Annotated in this window: 12 protein-coding genes; 9 read left to right on the forward strand and 3 right to left on the reverse strand. The window is 63.5% G+C overall.

Going from position 1 to position 26,113, the window contains the following annotated elements:
* The 6 genes from OUZ52_RS04985 to OUZ52_RS05010 form a co-directional block, all read left to right on the forward strand.
* A partial coding sequence (locus OUZ52_RS04985) for a non-ribosomal peptide synthetase (RefSeq protein ID WP_266157221.1) occupies positions 1-13,458 on the forward strand: 13,458 nt, incomplete at its 5' end.
* Complete coding sequence (locus tag OUZ52_RS04990; protein ID WP_266157222.1) at positions 13,398-14,039, forward strand: thioesterase domain-containing protein; 642 nt, start codon at positions 13,398-13,400, stop codon at positions 14,037-14,039. The genes OUZ52_RS04985 and OUZ52_RS04990, both read left to right, overlap by 61 nt.
* An 89-nt stretch (positions 14,040-14,128) precedes the next feature.
* Positions 14,129-15,481 carry a cytochrome P450 gene (locus OUZ52_RS04995; protein ID WP_266157223.1) on the forward strand — a complete coding sequence of 451 codons (1,353 nt, stop codon included), beginning with the start codon at positions 14,129-14,131 and terminating at the stop codon, positions 15,479-15,481.
* A 17-nt stretch (positions 15,482-15,498) separates the two neighbouring features.
* Entirely contained in the window at positions 15,499-16,896 is a 1,398-nt protein-coding gene (locus OUZ52_RS05000) for an MATE family efflux transporter (protein ID WP_266157224.1), read from the forward strand.
* Positions 16,897-17,029: 133 nt separating this feature from the next.
* Complete coding sequence (locus tag OUZ52_RS05005; RefSeq protein ID WP_266157225.1) at positions 17,030-17,830, forward strand: hypothetical protein; 801 nt, start codon at positions 17,030-17,032, stop codon at positions 17,828-17,830.
* A 378-nt stretch (positions 17,831-18,208) separates the two neighbouring features.
* Positions 18,209-18,733 (forward strand): hypothetical protein, encoded by a 525-nt coding sequence (locus OUZ52_RS05010; RefSeq protein ID WP_266157226.1) that lies wholly within the window; start codon positions 18,209-18,211, stop codon positions 18,731-18,733.
* Between the two features lie 373 nt (positions 18,734-19,106).
* On the opposite strand, the gene OUZ52_RS05015 is transcribed toward OUZ52_RS05010, so the two are convergent.
* Both OUZ52_RS05015 and OUZ52_RS05020 read right to left on the reverse strand, forming a co-directional pair.
* Positions 19,107-19,535, reverse strand: coding sequence for a DUF1801 domain-containing protein (locus tag OUZ52_RS05015; RefSeq protein WP_266157227.1), 429 nt, complete (start codon positions 19,533-19,535; stop codon positions 19,107-19,109).
* A 381-nt stretch (positions 19,536-19,916) separates the two neighbouring features.
* Positions 19,917-20,843 carry a LysR family transcriptional regulator gene (locus OUZ52_RS05020; protein WP_266157228.1) on the reverse strand — a complete coding sequence of 309 codons (927 nt, stop codon included), beginning with the start codon at positions 20,841-20,843 and terminating at the stop codon, positions 19,917-19,919.
* Between the two features lie 162 nt (positions 20,844-21,005).
* Between OUZ52_RS05020 and OUZ52_RS05025 the strand changes: the two genes are divergently transcribed.
* The 3 genes from OUZ52_RS05025 to OUZ52_RS05035 all read left to right on the forward strand — a co-directional run bounded on the left by OUZ52_RS05025 (position 21,006) and on the right by OUZ52_RS05035 (position 24,851).
* The gene (locus OUZ52_RS05025) at positions 21,006-22,667 is read left to right on the forward strand and encodes a GMC family oxidoreductase (protein ID WP_266157229.1); all 1,662 of its coding nucleotides are present in this window, start codon (positions 21,006-21,008) and stop codon (positions 22,665-22,667) included.
* Between the two features lie 49 nt (positions 22,668-22,716).
* The gene (locus tag OUZ52_RS05030) at positions 22,717-24,222 is read left to right on the forward strand and encodes a benzaldehyde dehydrogenase (RefSeq protein WP_266157230.1); all 1,506 of its coding nucleotides are present in this window, start codon (positions 22,717-22,719) and stop codon (positions 24,220-24,222) included.
* A 395-nt stretch (positions 24,223-24,617) separates the two neighbouring features.
* Positions 24,618-24,851, forward strand: coding sequence for a hypothetical protein (locus tag OUZ52_RS05035; RefSeq protein ID WP_266157231.1), 234 nt, complete (start codon positions 24,618-24,620; stop codon positions 24,849-24,851).
* Between the two features lie 96 nt (positions 24,852-24,947).
* Here the strand turns inward: OUZ52_RS05035 and OUZ52_RS05040 are convergent, their stop codons facing one another.
* The gene (locus OUZ52_RS05040; protein WP_266157232.1) at positions 24,948-26,111 is read right to left on the reverse strand and encodes an acyl-CoA dehydrogenase family protein; all 1,164 of its coding nucleotides are present in this window, start codon (positions 26,109-26,111) and stop codon (positions 24,948-24,950) included.
* Positions 26,112-26,113: the final 2 nt, after the last annotated feature.

Raw genomic sequence — 26,113 nt, forward strand, 5'->3', positions numbered from 1 at the left:
CATGGCACCGGAACCAGCCTGGGCGATCCGATCGAGATCGCGGGATTGAGCAAGGCGTTCGGCCACTGGACCCAGGACAAGCAGTACTGCGCGATCGGCTCGGCCAAATCGAATATCGGTCACTGCGAGAGCGCGGCGGGCATCGCCGGCGTCACCAAGGTGCTGCTGCAGCTGAAGCACCGGCAGTTGGCGCCGAGCCTGCACTCCAGCGTATTGAACCCGAACATCGACTTTGCCGGCACGCCGTTCGTGGTGCAGCAGACGCTGTCGCCGTGGGAGCGACCGGTGGTCGTAACGGATGGCGTCAGCAAGACCTACCCGCGTGCCGCGGGCATCTCCTCGTTCGGTGCGGGCGGGGCGACTGCGCATGTAGTGATCGAGGAATACGAAGCACCGGCACGAGCTCATGTGACGAGCCAAGGCCCGGCCCTGGTGGTGTTGTCGGCGCGCAGCGAGGAACGGCTGCGTGAACAGGTAGCGCAGCTGGCTGCGTTCCTGGAAGGGCATGAAATTGATGCAACGCTGCATCTCGATGAGCTGGCCTACACACTGCAGGTCGGCCGCGAGGCGATGGACGAGCGTCTGGGTATCGTGGTTCACACGCTGGACGAACTGCGCGCCGCGCTGGCCGGTTATCTGGATGGCGAGACCAGCGGCGAGCAAGAGATCTACCGCGGCCAGGTGAAGCGGACCAAGGACGTACTCAGGTCGCTGGCTGGCGACCCGGGGATGGATACCTTGCTGTCCGGCTGGGTCGCGCAAGGCCAGCACGGCAAGTTGCTGGACCTGTGGGTGAAGGGCCTGCCGGTGGCGTGGGCGATGCTGTACGGCGCGTTGCGGCCGCGACGGATCAGCCTGCCGACGTATCCGTTCGCGCGCGAGCGCTACTGGCTCGATACCCGTTCGCAACACGTGGCGGCGTCCGCTGCCGCGGTGCTGCATCCGCTGCTGCACCGGAACACTTCCGATGTGGCCGGCCTGCGCTTTACCACGCGGCTTTCAGGCCACGAGTTCTATCTGGCCGATCATCTGGTGCGTGGAACGTGCGTCCTGCCGGGGGCCGCGCAGATGGAGATGGCGCGTTGCGCTGCGCGTGAAGCGCTCGGCGACGACCACGGCTTGCAGCTGCGGGATATGGCGTGGACGCGCCCGGTGACCGTGGGCGCGGATGGCCTCGATCTGCATATCGCGCTCTATCCGCAAGCCTCCAGCGAGCTGCCGTTCGAGATCTATAGCGACGGCGGCCACGGCGAGGCGGTGGTGTACAGCCGCGGCACGCTGGCGGTCACCGAGTTGCCGATGGCGGCAACGCACGATTTGTCTGCGCTGCGTGGCGATTGCTCGGCCGTCCATCTGGCGGCGGAGCAGTGCTATGCGCTGTTCGGGCAGATGGGCCTGGACTATGGGCCGACCTTCCAGGGGCTGGCGGAACTGTGGGTGGGGCCGAGACAAGTGCTGGCGCGCATTGCGCTGCCAGCCACCGCGCCGCGGGAGGGTTATGGGCTGCATCCCAGCCTGCTCGATGCGGCCTTGCAGGCCACTGTCGGTATGCAAGTCGATACGGCGACCGGCAAGGCCGACACCACGCCGGTGCTGCCGTTTGCGCTGGACGTGCTGGAGATGCTGCGTCCATGCACGCCTTCGATGTGGGCGGTAGTGCGCCCAAGCAGCGGTAGCAACGCCGGTGACGCCGTGCGCCGGCTCGATGTGGATCTGTGCGACGAGCAAGGTGCGGTATGCGTGCGTCTGCGCGGTTTCAGTCTGCGACCGATGCTGGGAGCGCCGGCGGTAGCCAAGCCGTCGTCCGCGGCGCCGATCCAGACACTTATGTTTCAGCCCGCATGGCATTCGCGCCCGGCCGCGAAGGGTGCGAACCCTGGCTATGCCAGGCATGTGGTGCTGTTGGGTGTGGATACGCATATCGCACACGTGCTGCCGGATGCGATCTGCGTGCGGCTGCCGACTGGACCCGATGCTGCTAAGGGCTATATGGAAGCCGCGGGCGTCCTGCTGGAACAGCTGCAGAACTGGAACGGCCAGAGCGGAACCTTGTTGCTGCAGGTCGTCGTTCCCGATCGCGGTGTGCAACAGACCCTGCGTGGCCTTGGCGGCATGTTGCGTACAGCGCAACTGGAAAACCCGCGCATCGCCGGCCAGATCATCAGCGTCGAGCCGGGCCAGGATGTCGCCCAGGCGCTACTGGACAACCGCGGCGACGACGCGCAGCAGGTGCGCTACATCAACGGCGAGCGGCAGCTGGCGGGATGGGATGCGCATGAGGATGTCGCCGAGGCACCTATGCCGTGGAAGGCACAAGGTGTCTACCTGATCACCGGTGGTGCCGGTGGGCTAGGCCTGATCTTCGCGCGAGAGATCGCGCGGCGGGTTCGCAACCCGGTGCTGATCCTGAGCGGCCGTTCGGCGCTGAGCGAAAGCATTAAGGCCAACCTCCGCGAGCTCGAAACACTGGGTGCGGTGGTGCGCTATCACGCGGTGGATGTCACCGACGCGACGGCGCTAACGGCGCTGGTGCACGGTATTCCGGAGGAGTTCGAAGGCCTCGACGGCATCATCCACAGCGCCGGCGTGCTACGCGATGGCTATCTGGCCGGCAAGACGCAGCAGCAGTTGCGCGACGTGCTGGGCGCCAAGGTGGCCGGCACACTGAATCTGGACGAAGCCAGCCGCGACATGCCGCTGGATTGCTTTATCACCTTCTCGTCGATTGCCGGCGCGCTCGGCAATATCGGGCAGGCCGACTACGCCGCGGGCAATGCCTTCATGGATGCGTTCGCGCACTACCGCGGCGAGCTGGTAGCCAAGGGGCAGCGCCGCGGGCGCACGCTGTCGGTGAACTGGCCGTTGTGGGACGAGGGAGGCATGCAGGTGGACGCCGCGACGCGCGCCATGCTGGTGCGACAGTTGGGCATGCATGCCTTGGCGACCGATAGCGGCGTTGCGGCGCTGCGCCGGGCATGGGCCGGCACGCAGCACCAGGCGCTGGTGATGGCGGGCGATGCCGCGCGCATCCGCCAGGTGCTTTCGGGTCAGCCGGAGGCAGCGGAGGCCCAGGCGCCTCGGGATGAAGCCGCCGCTGTGGCGCAGCCGTCGTCGGACCAGCTTGTGCGCGAACTGGTCGGCGTGGCTGCGGCACTGATCAAGGTCAAGCCGCAAGACATCGACGACGAGACGTCCCTGAGCGAGTACGGCTTCGATTCGATCACCTTCACCGAATTCGCCAATGCGCTGAACCAGCGGTATGGGTTGGAGCTGAAGCCGACGGTCTTCTTTGAATACCCGCTGCTGGCAGGGCTGGCTGAGCATCTGGCGCGCGCGTACCCGGCGATCGCCGGCGCAGCTGCCAGCGAAACCAGCGTAACCAGCGTAACCGCGCGCGTCGCGACGGCGGCCATAACGACGCCGGTGGTGGAGTCCACGCCGGTCATGGCATCCCAGCGTCGCGCCGCGCGGGCGTGGGGTCGCCCGGTGGAGTCCGGCAAGCAAGTGCCTGTGCCTGTCATCGAGGAGGCACCGACCGTCGTGGCGCCGCCGATACCAGCAGGGATACCGCGCGTGTCGCGCGACGCGGCGTTGCCGCTATCGTTCGCGCAACAGCGCCTGTGGTTCCTCGACCAGTACGAGTCCCGCCGCGAGATCTATAACCTGGCCGCCGCCGCGCGCCTGACGGGGCGGCTCAACGTGGACGCGCTGGCGCGCACGCTGAATGCAATCGTGCGTCGCCATGAAGCGCTGCGCACCACGTTTGCGCTGGCGGGGGACGAGCCGGTACAGCGCATCGCGGCAGCGCCATCGCTGGCGCTGCCGGTGATGGACCTGAGCCACCTGCCACCCGCGCAACGCGAAGCGGAGGCGCGCCTGCGCTTGCAGGAAGCGGCGGTCGCTCCCTTCGAGCTGTCGACAGGGCCGCTGATCCGCCCGAGTCTGCTCAAACTGGCCGACGACGAGCATGTCCTGCTGCTGGCGATGCACCACATCGTGTCGGATGGATGGTCGATGGGCGTGGTGGTGCGCGAGATGGCGGCCCTGTACGCCGCCTTTGTCGAAGGGCGGCCGTCGCCGCTGCCGGAGCTGCCGATCCAGTACGCCGACTTTGCGCACTGGCAGCGGGCCTGGCTGCAGGGCGAGGTGCTGGAGCGCCAGTTGAATTACTGGAAGCGGCAACTGGCGGACAGCCCGAGCCTGCTGGCGCTGCCGACCGACCGGCCGCGTCCGCCGCAGGCCAGCCACGCTGGTGCGACGGTGCCGTTCGCGATACCGGCGGCACTGGTGACGCAACTGCAGTCGCTGGGCCGGGCTACGCAGAGCACGCTGTTTATGGCACTGAGCGCGGCCTTTAATGTGCTGCTGGCGCGCTATTCAGGGCAGAGCGATATCTGCATCGGCACGCCGATCGCCAACCGCAATCGCGCGGATATCGAAGGCCTGATCGGCTTCTTCGTCAATACGCTGGTGTTGCGCACGCAAGTGGATCTGCAACGCGGCTTCACCGAGCTGCTCGGGCAGGTACGCCAGCACATGCTGGAGGCCTATGCCCACCAGGATGTGCCGTTCGAGCAGTTGGTGGAAGCGCTGCAGACGGAACGCCATACCAGCTACACGCCGCTGTTCCAGGTGATGCTGGTATTGCAGAACATGCCGACGGACGAGCAGTTGCTGCCGGGGCTGTCGCTAAGCTTGAAGGAAAGCGAGAGCGTCACCTCGAAGTTCGACCTGACGCTGACTCTTGCGAAGGGGCGGAATGGCCTGGAGGGTTGCTTCGAGTACAGCACGGAGCTGTTCGACGCCGGCACGATCGAGCGGATGGCCGGCCACTTCAGCCGCTTGTTGCAGGCGATCGCGGCCGCGCCGGAACGCCCGGTGGGCGAGCTGGCGATGCTGGGCGAAGCCGAGCGTCAGCAACTGCTGTATGCGTTCAACGAGACGGGCATGGTGGCTCCGCCTAGTACGCCTGACGCGCGCATGCTGCACGAGCTGTTTGAAGCGCAGGCGACGCGGACGCCGCACGCTGTCGCCGTGACCTACGAGGACGCGTCGCTGTCCTACGCGGAACTCAACGCGCGGGCCAACCGCCTGGCACGCCATCTGCGCGGCCTGGGCGTGGGACCGGACGTGCTGGTGGGCCTGTGCGTGCCGCGCTCGGTGGACATGATCGTGGGCCTGCTCGCCGTACTGAAGGCCGGCGGCGCCTATGTGCCGCTCGACCCGGCGTATCCGGCCGACCGCCTGAGCTACACCCTGGCCGACAGCGCGCCGGTGGCGGTGCTGGTCAACGGCTGGGAAAACCTGCCGCCGGCGGTACAGGACATGCTGCTGGCCGCGGCAGCGCCGGTGCTGGATCTGCGCAGCGGCGCACAGGCGTGGGCGAAGGCGGACTCCAGCAATCTCGACGCCGCATCGATCGGCCTGCAAGCGCATCACCTCGCCTACATCATTTATACCTCCGGCTCCACCGGCCAACCCAAGGGCGTGATGGTGGCGCATGGCAATGTGATGCGGCTGCTGTCGTCCACCGATCATTGGTACGGCTTCGGGCCGCACGACGTGTGGACCTTGTTCCACTCGTTCGCCTTCGATTTCTCGGTGTGGGAAATCTGGGGCGCGCTCGCCTATGGCGGCAAGCTGGTGGTGGTGCCGCAGGCGGTGACGCGTTCGCCGTCGGAGTTCTATGACTTGCTATGCGAGCAGGGCGTGACCGTGCTCAACCAGACGCCGAGCGCGTTCCGGCAGTTGATCGCCGCGCAGGGCGAGCAGGGCAAGGCGCATCGTTTGCGTTACGTGGTGTTCGGCGGCGAGGCGCTGGAGCTGAGCGCGCTCAAGCCCTGGTACGAGCGGCCGGTGAACGCCGCTACGCGCCTGGTCAATATGTACGGCATCACCGAAACGACTGTGCACGTGACCTATCTGGCGCTGGAGCCGTCGGATGCGTATCGCGTCGGCCCCAGCCCGATCGGCCGGCAGATTCCCGACCTGCAACTGTATGTGCTGGACGCGCATCGCCAGCCGGCGCCGATCGGCGTGGCGGGCGAGCTCTATGTGGGCGGCGCGGGCGTGGCGCGCGGCTATCTCAACCGGCCGGAACTCACGGCCGAGCGCTTTATCGTCCATCCGTTCGTTGATGATCCGCAGGCGAAGCTCTACAAGACCGGCGACGTCGGCCGCTGGCTGGCGGATGGCAGCGTCGAGTACCTCGGCCGCAACGACGAGCAGGTCAAGATTCGCGGCTTCCGCATCGAGCTGGGCGAGATCGAGGCGCGCGTCGCCGATCATCCGGCGGTACGCGAGGCGCTGGTGCTGGTGCGTGAAGACCAGCCCGGCGACAAGCGGCTGGTGGCCTACGTGGTGGCGCGCGACGGGCGGGCCATGCCCGACGAGGCGCAGTTGCGCGCCGCGGTGGGTAAGCACTTGCCTGAGTACATGGTGCCGAACCATTTCGTGGTGCTCGACAGCTTTCCGCTGACGGCCAACGGCAAGCTCGACCGCAAGGCACTGCCGGCGCCGGATACGACGCGCAGCGAGGCGGCCTATGTCGCGCCGCGCACGCCGGTGGAGGAAGTGATTGCCGGTATCTGGGCGGAAGTGTTGAAGCTGGACAAGGTCAGCGTCCACGACGACTTTTTCGCCCTGGGCGGCCACTCCTTGCTCGCCATTGCGATGATCGAGCGGATGCGCCGCGTGGAGCTGTCGGTGGATATCCGCCAGTTCTTCGCCGAGCCCACCGTGGCGGCGCTGGCCGTGGCGTCGAACAAGGGCGGCAGCGAGATCGCGGTGCCGGCCAACGGAATTCCGGTCGGCTGCACGCGGATCACGCCGGACATGGTGACCCTGGTGCAGCTCAGCGACGAAGAGCTTGCCGCTATCGCTGAACATGTGCCGGGCGGTGCGGCGAATATCCAGGACATTTATCCGCTGGCGCCGGTGCAGGAGGGCCTGCTGTTCCATCACCGCATGGCGGAAGAGCGCGATGCGTACCTGATGGAGATGCTGTGGGCGTTCGACACGCGCGGCCTGCTCGACCGATTTGTGGCGGCGCTGGAGACGGTGATTGCGCGGCATGACGCCTTGCGCACGGCCATGCATTGGGAAGGCCTGGCCGAACCGGTGCAGGTGGTGTGGCGACAGGCACCGCTGCCGCTCGAAGAGGTCAGCCTGGACCAGAGCGGCGATGTGGCGGCGCAACTGAGCGAGCGTTACAACCCGCTGAACTATCGCCTGGATGTGCGGCAGGCGCCGCTGATCCGCTGCTTCGTGGCGGAGGATGCGCAGCAGGGCCGCTGGCTGATGCAGGTGATGCTGCATCACCTGATCGACGACAACACCTCGCTCAAACTGCTGATGGGCGAGTTGAAGGCCATCCTCGAAGGGCAGGGCGGCACGCTGCCCGAACCGCTGCCGTACCGCAACTTCGTGGCTCAGGCTCGACTTGGTGTAAGCCAGGCGGAGCATGAGGCGTTCTTCCGCCCGATGCTGGCGCATGTCGACGAGCCCACCGCACCGTTCGGCCTGCTGGATGTGCAGGGTGACGGCACGGAGATCGCCGAGGCACAGCTCAAGGTCGAGACCTTGCTGGGGCGGCGCCTGCGGCAGCAGGCGCGCAAGCTCGGCGTGAGCACGGCCAGCCTGATGCATCTGGCGTGGGCGCAGGTGCTGTCGCGCCTCTCGGGGCGGCAGGACGTGGTGTTCGGTACGGTGCTGTTCGGCCGCATGCAGAGCGGCGAAGGTGCGGACCGCGTGCTGGGTATCTTCATCAATACCTTGCCGGTGTGCATTCCCATCGGCACGAAGCCGGTGCTCGACGGCGTGCGCGATACGCACGCGACCCTGACCCGGCTGCTGCGACACGAGCACGCGTCGCTGGCGCTGGCGCAGCGCGCCAGTGGCGTGGCGGCGCCGACGCCGCTGTTCTCGTCGCTGCTCAACTATCGCCACAACGCCGGTGCCGATGCGTCCGCCATCGACGTGCTGGAGGGCCTGCGGCCGATCAAGGTAAAGGAACGCACCAACTATCCGTGCCTGGTGTCGATCGACGATTCGGGCGACGGCTTCGGTATCGCGGTGCAAATCCCGGGCGAGGAGCGCGCGCGGCGGGTGTGCCAGTACATGCATACCGTGCTTGGGGAACTGGCCGACGCGCTGGAGAACCAGCCGGAGGCCTCGATCGACAGCCTGGAGGTGATGCCGGTCGCCGAGCGGCAGTTGCTATTGGATGATTGGAACGCTGCGACGGTGGTGGCGTCGTCAACCGCGACGCCGGCCATCCAGGCTTTGTTCGAAGCGCAGGTCGCGCGCACGCCGGATAGCGTGGCGCTCATGCATCGCGGCACCGCGCTGAGCTATGCCGAGTTGAACCGGCGTGCCAATCGCCTGGCGCACCATCTGCGGCGACTGGGCGTCGGTCCGGATGTGCTGGTGGGTGTATGCATGGCGCGCACGCCCGACCTGGTGGTGAGCCTGCTCGCGGTGCTGAAGGCGGGCGGTGCCTATGTGCCGCTGGACCCGGCCTATCCGGCGGGGCGCATCGCCACGATGCTGCTCGATGCGCAGCCGCGAGTGCTGCTGACGCAGGAAGCATTGCAGCTGGAGTTGCCCGTGGTGGACGGGATGACGGTGATTCGTGTCGATGCCGCCGGCGCGTTGTGGACCGGCGAGCGCGACGACCATCCTTCATCCGTTACCCGTGGCGATCACCTGGCTTATGTGATCTACACGTCGGGCTCGACCGGCAAACCCAAGGGGGTGGGGATTCAGCACCGCAACGCGGTGGCCTTTATCGATTGGGCTCAGGCCACCTTTGACCGCGACAGTTTGAGCAAGGTGCTGGCCTCGACCTCGGTCTGCTTCGACCTGTCCATCTTCGAGCTGTTCGTGCCACTCAGTCAGGGCGGTGCCGCCTGGCTGGTCGACAACATCCTCGACTTCATGGAACACGCCGACGCGTTGCCGGTGACGCTGGTAAACACGGTGCCTTCGGCCATGGCGGAAGTACTGCGCGGCCGCGGGCTGCCGGCGTCGGTGAAGGTGGTGAACCTGGCCGGCGAGGCGTTGGCGAACACGCTGGCGCAGGCGTTGTATCAGCAGCCGTCGGTGGAGCAGGTCTACAACCTGTACGGTCCGTCGGAAGACACGACGTATTCGACCTTCACCCTGGTGGTGAAGGGATCGACCACGCCGGTGTCGATCGGTCGACCGATTGCCGGCACGCAGACCTACATCCTCGATGCGCAGTGGGAGCCGGTGCCGCTGGGCGTGGCCGGCGAGCTGTTCATTGCCGGTGACGGCCTGGCGCGCGGCTATCTGCAACGGCCGGAACTGACAGCGGAGAAGTTTGTCCCGAACCCCTTCAGTGCCGTGCCGGGTGCATGCATGTACCGCACCGGCGATCTGGTCCGCTACCGGGCGGATGGCGAGATCGAGTACCTGGGCCGTATCGATCACCAGGTGAAGGTGCGCGGCTTCCGCATCGAGCTGGGCGAGATCGAGTCCGCGCTGCAGGCGCTGGCCAGCGAAGTGGTGGTGCTGGCGCGCGAGGACCATGCGGGCGACAAGCGTCTGGTGGCTTATCTGGTCGCGCACGAAGGGCAGACGTTGCCTGACGAGGCCGGTCTGCGGGCGCTGCTGTCGCAGACGCTGCCCGAGTACATGGTGCCGAGCTATTTCATCGTGCTGGAACGGATGCCGCTGACGCCGAACGGCAAGGTCAACCGCGGCGTGCTGCCGGCGCCGGACATGACACGCAGCGAGGCGGGTTATGTCGCCCCGCGCACGCCCGCGGAAGAAATCATGGCGGGCCTGTGGGCGGAAGTACTGAAGCGGGATCGGGTCGGCATGCACGACGACTTTTTCGCACTGGGAGGTCACTCGCTGTTGGCAACGCAGCTGGTGTCACGCGTGCAACGTGCCTGGCGCGTCGAACTGCCATTGCGTGCCTTATTCGACGCACCCACGGTGGCGGCATTGACGCGTCGGGTGGCCGATGCCGATAGCGGGGCCGGCGCGCCGCCGCTGCAGCCGGTAGGACGCGATACGCCATTGGCGTTGTCGTTCGCCCAGACGCGCCTGTGGTTTCTCGATCAGCTCGATCGCCAGAGCGCGCTGTACAACATCCCGCTGACGTTGCGTCTGTCCGGCGATCTGGATATCGATGCGCTGGGCCGTACGCTCGATGAGATCCTGCTACGCCACGAGGCGCTGCGCACACGATTTGCTGAGCAGGACGGCTCGCCCGTGCAGATCGTGATGCCGGCCACGGCCTTGCTGCTGGCCGTGAGCGATCTCTCCGAGCTGCCATCGAGGGAACGGCAGGTGGAAGCGCACCGCCTGTTGATGGAAGAAACGCAGACGCCGTTTGACCTGGAGTCCGATCTGCTGATCCGCGGCGCACTGCTGCGACTCGATGCGCAGGAGCACATCCTGCTGCTGACCATGCACCATATCGTGTCGGATGGCTGGTCGATGGGCGTGGTGGTGCGCGAGATGGCGGCGTTGTACCAGGCCTTTACCGAAGGCCGGCCGTCGCCGTTGCCGGCGTTGCCGATCCAGTACGCCGACTTTGCGCACTGGCAGCGTGAGTGGCTGCGCGGCGAGGTGCTGGAGCGACAGCTGAGTTACTGGAAACGGCAGCTGGCCGATAGCCCGAGTCTGCTGGCCTTGCCCACGGACCGGCCGCGGCCGGCGCAGTCGAGCCATGTCGGCGCGACGCTGCCGTTCGCGGTGCCGGCGGCGTTGGTGTCAGGCCTGCAGGCGCTCGGCCGACGGACCCAGAGCACGCTGTTCATGACGCTGTGCGCGGCCTTCAACGTGCTGCTGGCCCGCTATTCGGGGCAGAGCGACATCTGCATCGGCACGCCAATCGCCAACCGCAACCGCGCCGACATCGAAGACTTGATCGGGTTCTTCGTCAACACGCTGGTGCTACGTACCCAGGTGGATCTGACGCTCGACTTCGATGGCTTGCTGCAGCAAGTGCGACAGCACACGCTGGATGCGTATGCGCACCAGGACGTGCCGTTCGAGCAGCTGGTCGAAGCGTTGCAGCCGGAACGCCACACCAGCTACACGCCGTTGTTCCAGGTGATGCTGGCGCTGCAGAACATGCCGATAGGCGAGCTGACCCTGCCGGGCGTGTCGATGAACCTGCTGGAAAGCAACGGCGTCACCGCCAAGTTCGACCTCATGCTGACCCTGACCGAGGGCAGGGAGGGCTTGCAGGGCTGCTTCGAGTACAGCACCGAGCTGTTCGATGTGCGCACGATCGAACGCATGGCGGGGCACTTCACCCGTCTACTGCAGGCAATCGTGGCCGAGCCGGGCCGCCCGCTTGGCCAGCTGGCGATGCTGGACCAAGCCGAGCGTCACCAACTGCTGTCTGCGTTCAACGACACCGCTACGGTTTATCCGGAGCTGGAGCCCAACACGCAGACGCTGCATGAGTTGTTCGAAGCCCAGGCGTCGCGGACGCCCGAGCAGGTGGCCGTGGTGTACGAAGGCGAGTCGCTGACCTATGCGGAACTCAACCTTCGGGCCAACCGTCTGGCGCGTCATCTGCGTACGCTGGGCGTCGGTCCGGATGTATTGGTGGGGTTGTGCGTGGAACGGTCGGTGGCGATGATCGTCGGCCTGCTAGGTGTGTTGAAGGCCGGCGGTGCCTATGTGCCGCTCGATCCGAGTCACCCTTCGGATCGCCTGGCAGCCATCGTGGACGATGCGAAGCCGGCGGTGATCCTGACGCAACAGCCTGTGCGCGATGCGCTGCCAGCGGCACCAGGTTCACCGGTGTTCTGTCTGGATAGCGACGCGGATGCATTGGCTGCTTACAGCGACAGCCATCTGGATCACCACGCCCAACCGCACAACCTGGCCTATGTGATCTACACCTCGGGCTCGACTGGCATGCCCAAGGGCGTCATGGTCGAACACCGTTCCATTCTGAACCTGTGGTCGAGCCTGGAGCGCGTGGCCTTTGCCGCATGCGGACAAGCGGCGAGGGTGGGTCTGAATGCATCGGTGACGTTCGATGCGTCGGTGCAATCGCTGACCCAATTGCTGTCGGGACGGACGCTGGTTATTTTTCCGCAATCCTTGCGCACGGAGAGCGCCGCGCTCCTCGCCTATATCCGGCAGCAGCAACTAGCGGCTTTCGACTGCACGCCGGTGCAACTGGAGATGCTGGTTGATGCGGGATTGCTGGCGTCACCTGGCCACGAAGCGGCACTGAAAACCATCTTGGTGGGTGGCGAGGCGCTGTCGTTGTCGCTTTGGCAGCGCTTGCGGCAGGCGAGCGGGATCGATTTCTACAACGTCTACGGCCCGACCGAATGCACGGTGGATGCGACCGCTTGTGCGTTGCGTGACGCTGGCGACTGGCCAAGCATCGGCGGGCCGCTCGGCAATATGCGCGTGTACATTCTCGATCAGCACGGGGAGCCGGTGCCGGTGGGGGTGGCAGGTGAGATCTACATTGGCGGTGACGGTGTGGCGCGCGGATATCTGAACCGTCCGGAGCTGACGACGGAGCGTTTCCTGCCGGATCCCTTCCTCGCCGACCCGCAGGCGCGGATCTATAAGACTGGCGATCTGGGGCGTTGGCACACCGACGGAAGCATTGAATATCTTGGGCGTAACGATTTCCAGGTAAAGATCCGTGGTTTCCGCATCGAGCTCGGCGAGATCGAGGCGAAGTTGACCGCGTGCAGTGGAGTACGCCAGGCGCTGGTGCTGGCGCGCGAGGACAGCGTCGGCGATAAGCGGCTGGTGGCGTACCTGGTGGCGCACGAAGGGCAGGGCTTGCCCACGGAGGCACAACTACGCGCGACTCTCTCGCAGACGTTGCCCGAGTACATGGTGCCAAGCCACGTCGTGGCACTCGAACGCATGCCGCTGACAGCCAATGGCAAGGTCAACCGCGCTGCGCTGCCGGCGCCCGACATGACGCGCAGCGAAACGGGATACGTTGCGCCGCGCACGCCGATCGAAGCGACCATGGCGGGCCTGTGGGCCGAGGTGTTGAAGCTCGACCGGGTCGGCGTCCATGACGACTTCTTTGCGCTGGGCGGACATTCGCTGCTGGCGGTGCAACTGGTTTCGCAGTTGCGCAAGCGCGCCGGGATCGAGATGGAGCTGCGTCATCTGTTCTCGCATCCGACCCTTGGCGCCTTGGCGGCCTTTATCGATTCGAGCAAGGTTTCGTCGCGGCATCCAAACCTCGTTCCCATTCGCACGCACGGGCGATCGACACCGCTGTTCCTGATCCATCCGATTGGCGGCGAAGTGCAATACGCCTTCGACCTGACCAGGCACCTGGATGCCGACCAGCCGGTCTACGCACTGGCGGCCAGCGGCATCGCCGCCGGCGAAACGCCGCATGCAAGCATCTGGAGGCCATGCGCCACGTGCAAGCGTCTGGTCCGTACCTGGTGGCGGGCTGGTCGCTGGGCGGCATGATCGCGTACGAGATCGCCAGCCAGTTGCTGGCCGCGGGCGAGGAGGTGGGCTTTGTCGGCATGATCGACACCGGCAGCAGTCCGCACCTGCGGGAGGAACTGCTGGCGAGCGAAGCCGACTTCGACGAATGCCACGCGCTGATGCGCTGGATCGCCGATCTGCAATCGCCAGGCGGCGACGTGCGGCAGCATCCCGCACATGCCGAACTGATGACCTGTGCCGAACGCGGCGATGTCGACGCCATGATCGCGGTGTCCCAGCGCGAAGCCCTGCTGCCGGCGCACCTGGACATGGCGCTGATGAAGCGCGTGCTGGCGGTCTACCGCGCGGGCGCCACGGCGGCGGTGGAGTACGAGGCGCCGCCTACGGCCACGACGGTGACTTACTTCGCCGCCGATCGCGGCGAAGGCGAGGACGTGTCGTTCGGCTGGGGCGAACTGCTTGGGGAGCGCCTGGAAGTGATGCGCATCGGCGGCAGCCATGCGTCGATCGTCAAGGCGCCGCGCATCGAGAAACTGGCGCGCGAGATCGCGCGGCGACTCAGGCGCCGCTCGCCAAGCGCCGAATTGTCGTCGGTGTAGCAGGGTGTTGAGAGGCTGTTTCTCAACAGCCTGCTAGCCACCATCACACAGGTTTCAGGACAACACACTTGCACTGAGGGGAAGTCATCATGAATTCGAACATCGAAGCCGCCGAACTGAACATGGAAGAAGCGGACGAACTCAAGTACTCGCGCACGGTCGAGGATCTGCCGGGCCCGAAGGGGATTCCATTCTTTGGGAATCAGCTGCAGATGCTCGGCAGCCAGTGGCACGTGACGTTGTCGAACTACATCCGCGAGTTCGGGCCCATTTATCGCATGAACGAGCTGAAGGTGGGCGGTGTGTTCACTGCGGAAGGTGAGGACTGGCGCAAGCAGCGCAAGCTGGTCACGGGCGGACTGAGTGTCGAGGTGATCCGGAATTTCTTTCCCACCATGGGCATGATGACCCAGCGCATGGTGGACCGCTGGAAAGCCACCCTGGCCGACGGCAAGCGCGTCGACCTGCGCCGCGACTTGAAGGCCTTGGCACTGGACATCATCGTCGGCATCGCGATGGGCTATGACCTCAACGTGGTCAGCGACGACAGCCACCCGTTGCAGCACGACCTGGACAGCCTGATGCGCCGCCTCGCCAGCCGGGGCACGTCGCTATACCCCTATTGGCGTCGTTTCCGCCTGCCGGTGGACCGCGCGGCCGATCAGTCTGCCCATGATGTGGAACAGACCGTGCTGAGGCTGATCGGGGAGACACGCGAGCGAATGAAGCAGCGGCCGCAGCTGCGCGAAGATCCCACCAACATGCTTGAGGCCATGATCGTCGCCAGCGAAGACCCCGAGTCGGATTTCAGTGACCAGGACCTCGTCAGCAATGCCATCGCCAGCGTGGTCGGCGGCATCGACACCACGGCCAATTCCATCGCGTGGATGATCAACCTGCTGGCGCAGAACCCCGAGACGGCCAGCAAGCTCACCGCCGAAGTCGATGCGGTATTGGGCGATGCGCGGATGTCGCGCGAGTGGGAGCAGATGAAACTGTTGCCGTACCTCGACGCCGCGCACAGCGAAACCCAGCGGCTGCGCTCGTCCACACCTTTTCTGGGCCTGATCGCCAAAGCCGACTGCGTGGTGGCCGACACTTTCCTGCCGAAGGGTATGGTGATCTTCGTGCCGACGACTTTCGGCGACGGGCTCGACGAGACACAGTTCCCACAGCATGAGCAGTTCCAGCCGGAGCGCTGGATCTTCGAGCACAAACCGCAGAAGGACGAAGACCCTGCGCGCAAGGTGTTTCCGTTCGGCGGCGGTCAGCGCCTGTGCCCCGGCCGCTTCCTGGCGTTGATCGAGGTCAAGGTGGTGGTGTCGGCGATCATGCGCAACTTCGAGCTGGAGTTCGACACCACGGCACCGCCGGTGCAGCAGGTGATGACCTTCTTCATGGGCCCGAGCGCCGTGCCAGTGCGGCTCAGGTCGCGGACCTGATGGCGATGGATACGGCCTTGAAGTCGAATGACGGCGCTACCTATTTCCAGGTGGGCAGGAAAATCCTCAGCGTCTCCGCGCCATTGATGGGGGCGATGCTGGGTAACCTGATCATGATGCTGATCGATCGCATCTGTCTGGCCAGATATTCGACCGACACGCTGGAGGCGTCGGGGCCGGCCATCCATACGGCGATGGCGATCGTTACTTTCTTCACCGGGTTCGCCGGGTTCTCGCGATCGTGCGTGGCGCAGGCGTTCGGCCGATCGGGGCAGCGGCAGGCCGCCTATCAGGCCGCGCTCGGCATCCTGGTGGGCGCTGCGCTGGCGCTCATCCTGTGCCTCATGGCACCGCTCATGGAGTGGATTCCGTCACTGAGCAATCGGCCTCCGCCGATTACCCGGCTGGAGTCGCAGTTCTTGTTCTGGTCGGCGTTCTTCGGTGCCGCCATGACTTTGAACATGGCGCTTTCGGCTTACTTCAGCGGCATCGGCCGGACCCGCGTGACGCTGGTTGTCGGGCTGATCGGCCAGGCCGTGGTCATCTTCATGATCGTCGGCCTGGTATTCGGCAAGTACGGTTTGCCGGAGCTCGGTATGCGGGGCTCGGCGATCGGAACCTTGATCGGCACGCTGACGATGACGGTTTGCTACGTGGCCTGCATGCCGCGCGAGGTCTGGAGGGATCTGGGTGGCTTGCTGTTCCGGCGTGGAAGGCGCATCGGCGGTGAGTTGATCCCGCGTATCAGAAAAGGGCTCGCCATCGGCAGCTCCACCGGGCTTACCAATCTCGGCAGCGCGGCCTTCGTGTGGATCGTCGCCGGCCTGGGCGCTGCCGGGCTCGCGGCCAACAACGTCAACCTGACAGTGAACTACCTGGGCGGCGTGCCGCTGATCGGCCTGGGCATCGGGTGCGGCGTGCTGTGCGGAAATGCCATCGGCGAAGGCGACTACCCACAGGTAACGCGGATCCTCTTCGTGACGATGGGGATCGAGCTGTCGTATCTCGCGGTCATCTCGTTTCTCCAGATCGTGACGCCCCTGTTCCTGCTCAACCCGTTCGGGCTGATCGACAAGGGGGAGGAGATTCAGCGGGTATCCGTCGCGACAGTGCGAGTGCTATGGCTTTATTCGCTCGCGTTCGCGTTCTCCATGACCGGAGGCATGGTGTTGGAGAGCTTCGGCCTGACGAGGTTTCTGTTCCTCACCAGGGTCGTGCTGATGTGGGCGATCAGTATTCCCACTACCTACGTGCTGATGACCGGCCACATCGGAGACGCGAGCTTCCTCCCGACATGCTGGGTGGTCGGGTCGATATTCGAAGGGGCGATCGGCGCGATGTACTTCTGGCGGATCAGGATGGCGGTGAGGCATCGGCAGAACGGGATTCTGTTGGCGCAAGAGGCCGCTTTGTGATGCCGAAGACAGACCACCACGGCATCAGAAGCACCGTTGCGAGAAAAGGCGTGACCGGTCGTCCCGTGAAGCGCGTCCTTGCGATAAATTTTTGAACATAACGTCGTTTATTTCATTCACCGGGGGCAATCGTATGACGGGAAACCGAGATGATTTTTCGCAATCAGTAAAGACTGTCTTGGCCGGTCGTGCGGGCTGGAAATGCTCGTTTCCGCAATGCAATCGCTCCACGGCGGGGCCGGCTGTTGAATCTCATGATAAATGGATAAAAAACGGAGTCGCAGCTCACATCACCGCCGCTGCGCCTGGAGGACCGCGATATGATGCATCCATATCACCGGATCAACGCAGTGATATCTCGAATGCCATATGGATGTGTCCTACTCATGGAAGCTTGATCGATAAGGAGCAAGCCGCTTATACGGTCGAAGAAATAAAGAGCTGGAAGATCGAAGCTGAAAGTCGTGCCGCACGCGAGCTAGAGCGCAGCAGCGCCACACATCCATCGCAGGCGACCTCCCCGTACTCGTCCAAAGATATCGCAACACTAGCAAGCTACAGCGGGGTTATGTCTTATCAAGTGATTGAGCTTATAAGAGGCGAACGGTTTGGGAGTTTCGTCAGACACGATGTGACGAATCCGCTCTACCAGATTCTCGAGATGAAGGGCAATCCACGCTACAAGTTCCAGAATTCCGCCCTTGAAAAGCTTCGACAAAATCTGGCCTCAGAAGTAGAGGCATTCTTTACGCATTTTGGCCAACAAAGTGCAGGCCTACCTTCAGGTTACGAGTACATTAATGTTTCAGAATTCAGTAGGAACGACCCAGAGAGTCGCTCTTACTGGGAGGAACAGATATACGAGACCCAGAGGTTGGCGCAGGGATTGTGCTCCACCGCAATGCGGTTGCTTGAAATCAAAGAGAACAATTAATCGCACAACTTCAGGCGGTCAATGCTGCTTGAGAGACAACATGCTGTAGTACGAGGGTGAGCGGCCGCAAACCGATTGAGATAGCCAGATGAGCGTCTCGACAGCCATTCGAATGAATGACTCTTTCTGGCTGATTTCGGGCTTTGGGCAGGGCGATTAGCCCGTGTTATCGGGGGTGGGGCAGTCGCCTGCCTCAGACCAAGCAGACATCCTCGTCGCTACAGACTGCCCGCCGGGTGAATGGATTAACCCGACGCACCGAGCGAAGGCTTGTCTGAATTCAACGTATTACGGCGCCCTTGGCGACCGCAGGTCGCGCATGTATAACGGCCCCCTGGATCTGCATATTCGATAGTTAACTGACAGGAGTCGCTCTCCATGCAACTTGATGGTTTAACAACGCCAGAGAAGATCGACCAAAAGGTCGCTTCTTTCTGTCGCCGCCTCAGCAGCCAAGCTCCGTTTTACGTCAACGTAGAGCCTGAGCTTTGGTCGCGGCAAAGCACCTGCGAAATGAACGTCCAGAAGCTCATAGAGCAAATTGGCGGATCTCCGGTGATCGGTTACAAGATCTGGTACTTAAAGAACAAGTACATTGAGGCGGAGCGCCACGTAATTCACTTTCTTGACGGCGCCTACCGTGATCCAACGTTCAACACTGATGGAGAAATGACTGTCCTCTTCGTTCCCGACAAGAACTCAATAACCGGATATGACGCCCGTCCGCTGAAGGTTCGAGAAGGTTTTACTCAGCGCGCTCGCCAGTTCGTTGCAATCAAGGATCAGGAAGAGAAGTTCGCTGTACAGCTGAGCAATGAAGACTCGTGGGATCGAATGCTTACTTATGAACGTTGGCTCGCAGGCGAGCGAATGGCGAACATGTGGCTGGAGCCAGTCAGCTAACAAATCATTCAAGCCGACGCTGCTTCGCGGCGCTGGCTTAACTCAAGTGTTCGGTGTCCGCTCCGTGGCCGCAAGCCGTCGTTCTAACGAAGACTCGAACCCGATGATTTGCTCTTCGGTAAATCGCTTCTTCACTTCCAATCTCCATCGGCTGAGAGATTGGACTCCAAATAGCGGCGCAACTCAAAACCGGGAGGACGTCGGCGCTGACGACAGTCGCTGATGCGCGTCGCAGATTAGAGAGGGTTATCTGGGGTATGGCAAAGGCCGTCTCGACCCAATACACGTTTTCCGTTGGCTCTCTACGTCTTTGCGTATCGCCGCGGGTGGTTTTTTTACTTCAGCTGGCATGTAACCCGATCTAAATCACTATTTAGACGCGCGTGTGTTCGATCCCATATCGCATTGCGTCTGCGAGAATATCAATGTCTATATTTTTTAGTGTTCGGAACTTGATACAGTACCCAGTCACTTTTGCCTGGCCGATATTTTTCCCATATTTCTCGGCTAAGTACTTTTTGTCTTTTATGCCCATAATGTAGACAGAGATGCCAGTTGTGTTTGCACTGATGCCAATCTGATAAAACTCTCTGGTTTTTTCATCGGCATACTTTATAGTCTGCGCCCCGTAACCTATATTTGGATTAGAAACAACCTGGCCATTTTCATCTTTGCCATCGAGAAACCATAATTTACAGGCAGGCATGATTCCAAGAATGATGTCATGCAGATCTTGCATATCACTTCGCCTTGGCTCTGGCTGAGCTGCGATATAGTCCTTGATTTGGCTGCGTACGTTCATGCGAGAATCTCTGCCTGGTCATCTGTCCGAAGAATTCGAACATCCAAGAGGGTACTCCAATTAAGGGAGAGGCATTTTCACTGGCAGTTTAATTAGTCACCTGGGCTACTCCCGAGATTACGGCACTTCCAGCCGATAATTTCCGCCAAGGGGCTGGCTATGGGAAAGAGATCGCTCCGCATAACTTCAAAACGACGTTTAAGAGTACGAAGCGATTAGGGAGCGTTATCGGGGGTGGCTGATTCCTTACCTGAGCCGGGATAAGCCGGCGGCATCGCGAAGGCGGTGGCATCCATATCCGGTGCAGACGTTGGATATCCAACGAGATAGTACGCATGGATCGCATTCGCCGTTCTGACGGCTCGGCAATGCCGAGCATTGCTATTGGCTCGCTAGCGCGCGTTGGATGTCGACATCCCAGATGGCCGGCTGGCCGAGACGCTGACCAATGAGCTGAGCAAGGGCATGAATCTTGGGAGATCCCCGACGAGACGCTTTGTAGACAGCAGAAATCACACTGCCTGTAGGCACATACGGCGAAAGGATGGAGATCAGGCGCCCGTCAATCAATGCATCTGCCACCTGAAACGTCGGCATGATGGCGATTCCCAGGCCGGCCAGCAGCGCGTCCTCGAGCTGATAGCCGCTGTTGGTGCGCAGGCGGCGACGTATGGCGAACCGCTGTAAGACACCATCCACGGGCAGGCTCCAGTGCATGCCTGGCTGGCGGAAGCTGTACATCAATCCCTGGTGCGCGTTGAGCTCGCGAGGATGAAGGGGCGTGCCGTTTTGCGCTAGATACGCTGGGCTGGCACAGATGACATGGCGGTTCTCCGTGATGGTTTTCGCCACCAGGGTGGAATCCTGCACGACCCCCATACGAATGGCTAAATCGTAGTTCTCATCCATCATGTTGACGTAATCGTCGCTGCCTTCAACGTCGAGGCGGATATCAGGGTAGGTCGCGGCGAACTCCGTGAGAATGGATGCCAGGTACCGCTGGCCAAAGACAATCGGCGTCGCGATACGCAATGGGCCACTGAAGCCATCGTGGGCGGCCTCGAGCGTTTCCTCTGCTATCTGCACTTCGTCCAGGATGCGGACCGCACTGTCGTAAAAGCGTTGGCCGGCGTCGGTCACCTTCAAACGCGTACCCCGCTCGATCAAAGGCGCCCGGAGGCGAGTCTCCAGGCCGTGGATGCGCTCGCTGACCACCGATTTGGCCGTACCCAGACGTTTGGCGGCCTCCGTCAGGCTTCCTGCATCGACGACCGCGATAAACGTACTCATCTCTAGAAATTTATTCATCGGTGCTCTTCATCGGCCTTCGACTCGGCGGTCAGTCAATAGTGTGCTGCTTTGCGTTCGGATTCGCCGAACAGCGGTGTCGTGCATCTCTGGCTATGCCCGCCTCGACGCGGTTCTTAGATTGGCAACACAGCGCAGCCGCGCTTTTCGATGGAGGACACTATGAAAAACGCAGACGAACATTTTGACGGCTCCCGTCGCCGTATGCTTGGCCAAACGCTCGCACTTTCGGCGGCCGCGGTCGCTGCGGGTATCGGCCTTCCGGGCCATGCGAATGCAACGTCCTTGAAAAAGGCCCGAGGCAATGCACCTGGCGGGTCCAGTCGCGACTACGATGTCATTGTCGTGGGCGCCGGTTCCGCCGGTGCGGTTTTGGCGGCACGTTTGAGCGAAGACCCCGATCGTCGTGTGTTGCTGCTTGAGGCCGGCAATAACTATGCCCCGAATGCTTATCCGGATTTGGTGAGTAAGTCGGACCTGGTGGGTGCCAACCTGGATCCAAGGTTTGAGTGGGGGTACAAGAGCGAACCTTCGTACGTCGGCCACCCGATCCATGCGATCCGTGGCAAGGTTGTCGGCGGTAGCTCCGCTATCAATGGCGCGGTGGCTGTACGTGCGCGGCCCGAAGACTTCAGGCGCTGGAATCTACCTGGCTGGGGTTACAGCGACCTCTTGCCTGATTTCAAGCGCCTCGAGAGTCGCACCGGGGGTGCGGATGCCATTCATGGCCGCAGCGGACCATTCCCGGTTCATCAGCTGATACGTAGTGATGTCACGCCATTACAACGCGCATTCATGGATGCGACGGTTGCCAATGGCTACAAGACCATCGCAGATTTCGACGGCGCAGACGCTAACGGCGTTGGCCCATATCCCATGAACATAGTCAACGGCGTGCGCGTCAATACTGGCATGGCGTACCTCACGGATGCCGTTCGCTCCCGCAGAAATCTCACCATCCATTCCGACGGCTTGGTGGATCGCGTGATGTTTGAAGGCAAACGCGCCGTCGCTGTGCGCCTGGCCAACGGGCAGATCGTTTATGGAAGCCACATCGTGCTTTCCGCCGGCGTTTTCGGCAGCCCGGCCATCCTGATGCGCTCAGGTATCGGTCCTGGGGAACAGTCGCGTCGGCTGGGTGTGCCAGTGAAGGCCGATCTCCCGGTAGGCTTGCGCCTTACGGAGCACCCGTTTTACTTCAACGCCTATGCGGTGAAGCCCGAGTTGGCCGGGGCACAATCGCCGGTTATTGGCGCTAAGCTCTGGACGCGGACATCGACTGCGACGCCGGGTGACCTGGATCTACACATCACGGCCACGCATCTGTTTCCGCACGATCAAAGTCCCACCAAGCTTGGCTTTGTACTTGCCGTGGCGCTCACTCGGCCCCTGTCCCAAGGCATGTTCTGGATCGACAGCCTCGACCCGGGCGCCATGCCCCGCATCGACTACAACTTCCTATCGGCGCCGCAAGACCGAGAGCGGCTTCTCGAGGGCGTCAAGCTTGCTCGAAAAATTGGCAAGACGTCGCCTTTCAGCCAGTTCGTCCACAGCGAACTCAATCCGGGGCCGCAGGCGGAGACCGATGAGGCCATTCTGGCGTCTATCCGCAACACGCTGGACTCCTACGAGCATGCATCGGCCACCGCACCCATGGGGCGGGAGAGCGATCCTGGGACCGTCGTAGATCTCTCCGGCCGAGTGCTCGGCCTGGTGGGCCTCAGCGTCATGGATTCCTCGGTCTTCCCGGACGTGCCGTCTGTCGCCACCAACGTTACGACGATTGCATTCGCCGAGCACTTTGCCGCGGCATTCCGCGCGTAACTCGCGACCTTCGCACTCGTCGAAAACCCATTACCCGGCATGAACCCCCATGCCGGGTCTACATGAGAGGAATGACCCCATGAGTGATACACACTCCTTATTTGCGTCTAAAGATGCCTGGAGCGGACAGATCTACAGCAATGGCTGGAAAGCTGCCGGCCTGGGACGCGAACCGGTGCTCGACAAAGCGACTGGCCAGGTCATGGGTCAGTCCGGTGTTGCTTCCATGGAAGACGTGCACGCGGCAACGGTGGCGGCACGTAAGGCCCAAAAGGCGTGGGCGCGTCTCCCGGCACCGAAGCGCGGCGACATCGTTCGTGAGTTTTCGCGCCTACTGCTCGTGCACGGCGACGAGATTGCCGCCGACCTTGTGCGCGAAAGCGGATCCATTCGCGCGAAGGGCCGGTGGGAAGTGCACATGGCAGCCCGTGAGATCCTCGAAGGCGCCGCATTGGCCAGCCTGCCGTCTGGAGTGCTCGCTGCGTCGGCGGAAGAGGGGCGTCGTAGCGTGGCACGCCGCATTCCGGTAGGTGTTGTCGGAATCATTACGCCGTGGAACTCGCCGCTACTGCTGGCTGTGCGCGCGGTCGCCCCCGCGCTCACCATGGGCAACGCCGTCATTCTTAAGCCGGACTTGCAGGCTCCTATCGCGGGCGGCTATGCCCTCGCACGCCTACTCGAACTGGCGGGCCTTCCAGACGGACTATTTCATGTGCTGCCGGGAGCGGCGGTTACCGGCGATGCGCTAGTTCGCGAGCCCGGCGTGGATATGATTTCGTTTACGGGCTCCACTCGGGTTGGCAAACAGATCGGTTCGATTGCGGGTGGCCTGTTAAAGCGCGTGTCGCTTGAGCTCGGCGGCAACAATCCTTTGATCGTTCTGGAGGACGCTGACGTCGAGCGCGCGGCGAGTGCCGCCGCTTGGGGTTCCTTCTTTCATCAGGGCCAGATCTGCCTGACGACCGGGCGTCACCTTGTGCATGAAAGCATCGCGGAAGCGTACGTGCTGGCGCTTGTTCGCCATGCCAAGCAGCTTGTGGTGGGCAATCCCTCTGATGCCGAAACTCAGATCGGTCCTGTCGTGAATGAGCGCCAAGCAACGAGCGTGGACCGCATCGTTAGCGAAACGCTGGCCAAGGGCGCCACCCTTCATGCAGGCGGTTCGCGCGAAGGCCTGTTTTTTACCCCGACGGTGATTAGTGGCGTCGAACCAGGCATGCCTGCGTTTGATGAGGAAATTTTCGGTCCGGTCGCTGCGATTACCGTCTTCAAGACCGACGAAGAGGCCGCCGCGCTGGCTAACCGTAGCGAGTACGGGCTCTGCGCTGCGGTCATTTCCCCGAATCTCGCTCGCGCGCAAGCCATCGCGGACGAACTTCATAGCGGCGTGATCCATATCAATGACCAGACCGTGCTGCACGAGGTCTACGGCCCGATTGGTGGCGTAGGCGACTCAGGCAATGGTTTCAACCACAGCACACTGACCAACGCCGATCAATTCTCTGAGTGGCAGTGGATCACCACACGCTCCGTCGTTCCCGACTACCCGTTCTGATCCATCGCCGTCTCCCGGGACCGCCCCGACCCGGGAGACATGAAGGACTAGTATGACCAACAATCCAGGGCCGATCCCGAAAGGGGCCTTCCGAGTCTGGCACGCCCCCTGGCAATAAGGAGATGAGGCGAAGAGAACGCGCCTGCCGATGGGCGCGCTTCACTCTTGGCGTGACGATAGCCATGCTGGCTTGCGGTGCGGGCATCAGGGTAGGGCGATTAGCCCGTGTTATCGGGGGTATGCAGAGTCGGTGCCAATGAATCGATCGATCTGCGCTCGCGTCGCCGTGCACGGTCGGCACGATCACGATCACGAGGTCGGCGAAGCCGAGCACGAAGCCGAGCACGCCGAGGCTCGCCGGCCGCTCGCCGTCCGGGAGCAACGCGGCGCCGATCGTGATCCAGAACGGCACGGCCGCGGTGAGCAACGCGACGAGGCCGGACGCGATGCGGTCGGAGGCGATCATCGACAGCGCGCTGCCGCCGACGAACGACGAACAGCAGGCTGCCCGAGATCGCGAGATCGAGCCAAGTCTGGCGTGGCGCGAACCCGCCGCCGCGCGCGCGACCACGCGAGCAGAATCGCGCCGGCGAACGCCATGCGCGCGCCGCTGGTCAAAAACGCCGTGAGCCCGCCGTGCATGGCGACGCGCTGGCCGAGGAACACCGAGCCACCAACGAGGTACATCGCGGCGAACGCGAGGATGATCTGGACGCGGGACGGCGTCACCGCAATGGGGCGAGCACGAGGTTGCGGGCGATCACGATGCGCTGGATCTCGCTCGTGCCCTCGTAGATGCGGGTGACGCGCACGTCGCGCAGTGCGCGCTCGACGGGAAAGTCGCGCACGTAGCCGTTGCCGCCGTGGATCTGGAGCGCGGCGTCGCACACCTTCCACGCGTGCTCGGTCGCGAACAGCTTGGCCATCGCCGACGCCTGCGAGTACGGCTTGCGCGTTTGCTTGAGCGCGGCGGCGCGCAACGTCATCAGCGACGCCGCGTCGAGCCAGGTCGCGGCGTCGGCGAGCATCGCGCCGATCGCCTGGTGCTCGATGATCGGCTGACCGAACGTCCGGCGCTCGCTGGCGTAGCGCAGGGCGGCCTCGAACGCGCCGCGCGCGATGCCGATCGCCTGCGACGCGATGCCGATCCGGCCGCCGTCGAGGGTGAGCATGGCAAGCGCGAACCCGCCGCCGACCGCGCCGAGCACGGCGTCGTCGCCGACCTCGACGCGATCGAAGACGAGCTGTGCGGTCGATGTGGCGCGCAGGCCGAGCTTGTCCTCGAGCCGCGCGACGGTGATCCCGGGCGCATCGCCGGGGACGACGAACGCGGTGATGCCGCGGCCTGGTCCGCCGGGCGCGGCGGGCGGCTGCGTGATCGCCCATACGACGAGGCAGCTAGCGCGATCGCCGGCGGTGATCCACTGCTTGGTGCCGGAAATCTGCCAGCCGTGCGCAGTCCGGGTCGCGAATGTCCGCATCGCGGACGCATCGGAGCCGGCGTCGGGCTCGCTGAGCGCGAGCGCGCCGATCGCCGCGTCGCCGGAGATCAGGCGCGGCACCCAGCGCGCAGCGAGCGCGGGGCTGCCGCGGGTCGCGATCAGCTCGCCGACCATGTTGGTGAGCGAGCACAGCACCGCGACCGAGGCGTCGCCGCGGGCGAGCTCCTGCATCGCGAGCGAGTACGCGATCGCGCCGGCGTTTGTGCCGCCGAACGCCTCGGGGACGGTGATGCCGAGCAGGCCGAGCGCGCCGAGCGCGCGCAATTCCGTGGACGGAAATTCGCCATTCGCGTCGCGTGCGGCGGCGTGCGGCGCGAGCACGCGATCGGCGAATTCGCGCGCCGTGCGCTGGATCAACTGCTGAGCTTCGGTCGGCGTGAAGTCCATGT

Origin of the sequence: Dyella silvatica, from assembly GCF_026283955.1 — a bacterium.
Classification (GTDB): domain Bacteria; phylum Pseudomonadota; class Gammaproteobacteria; order Xanthomonadales; family Rhodanobacteraceae; genus Dyella_C; species Dyella_C silvatica.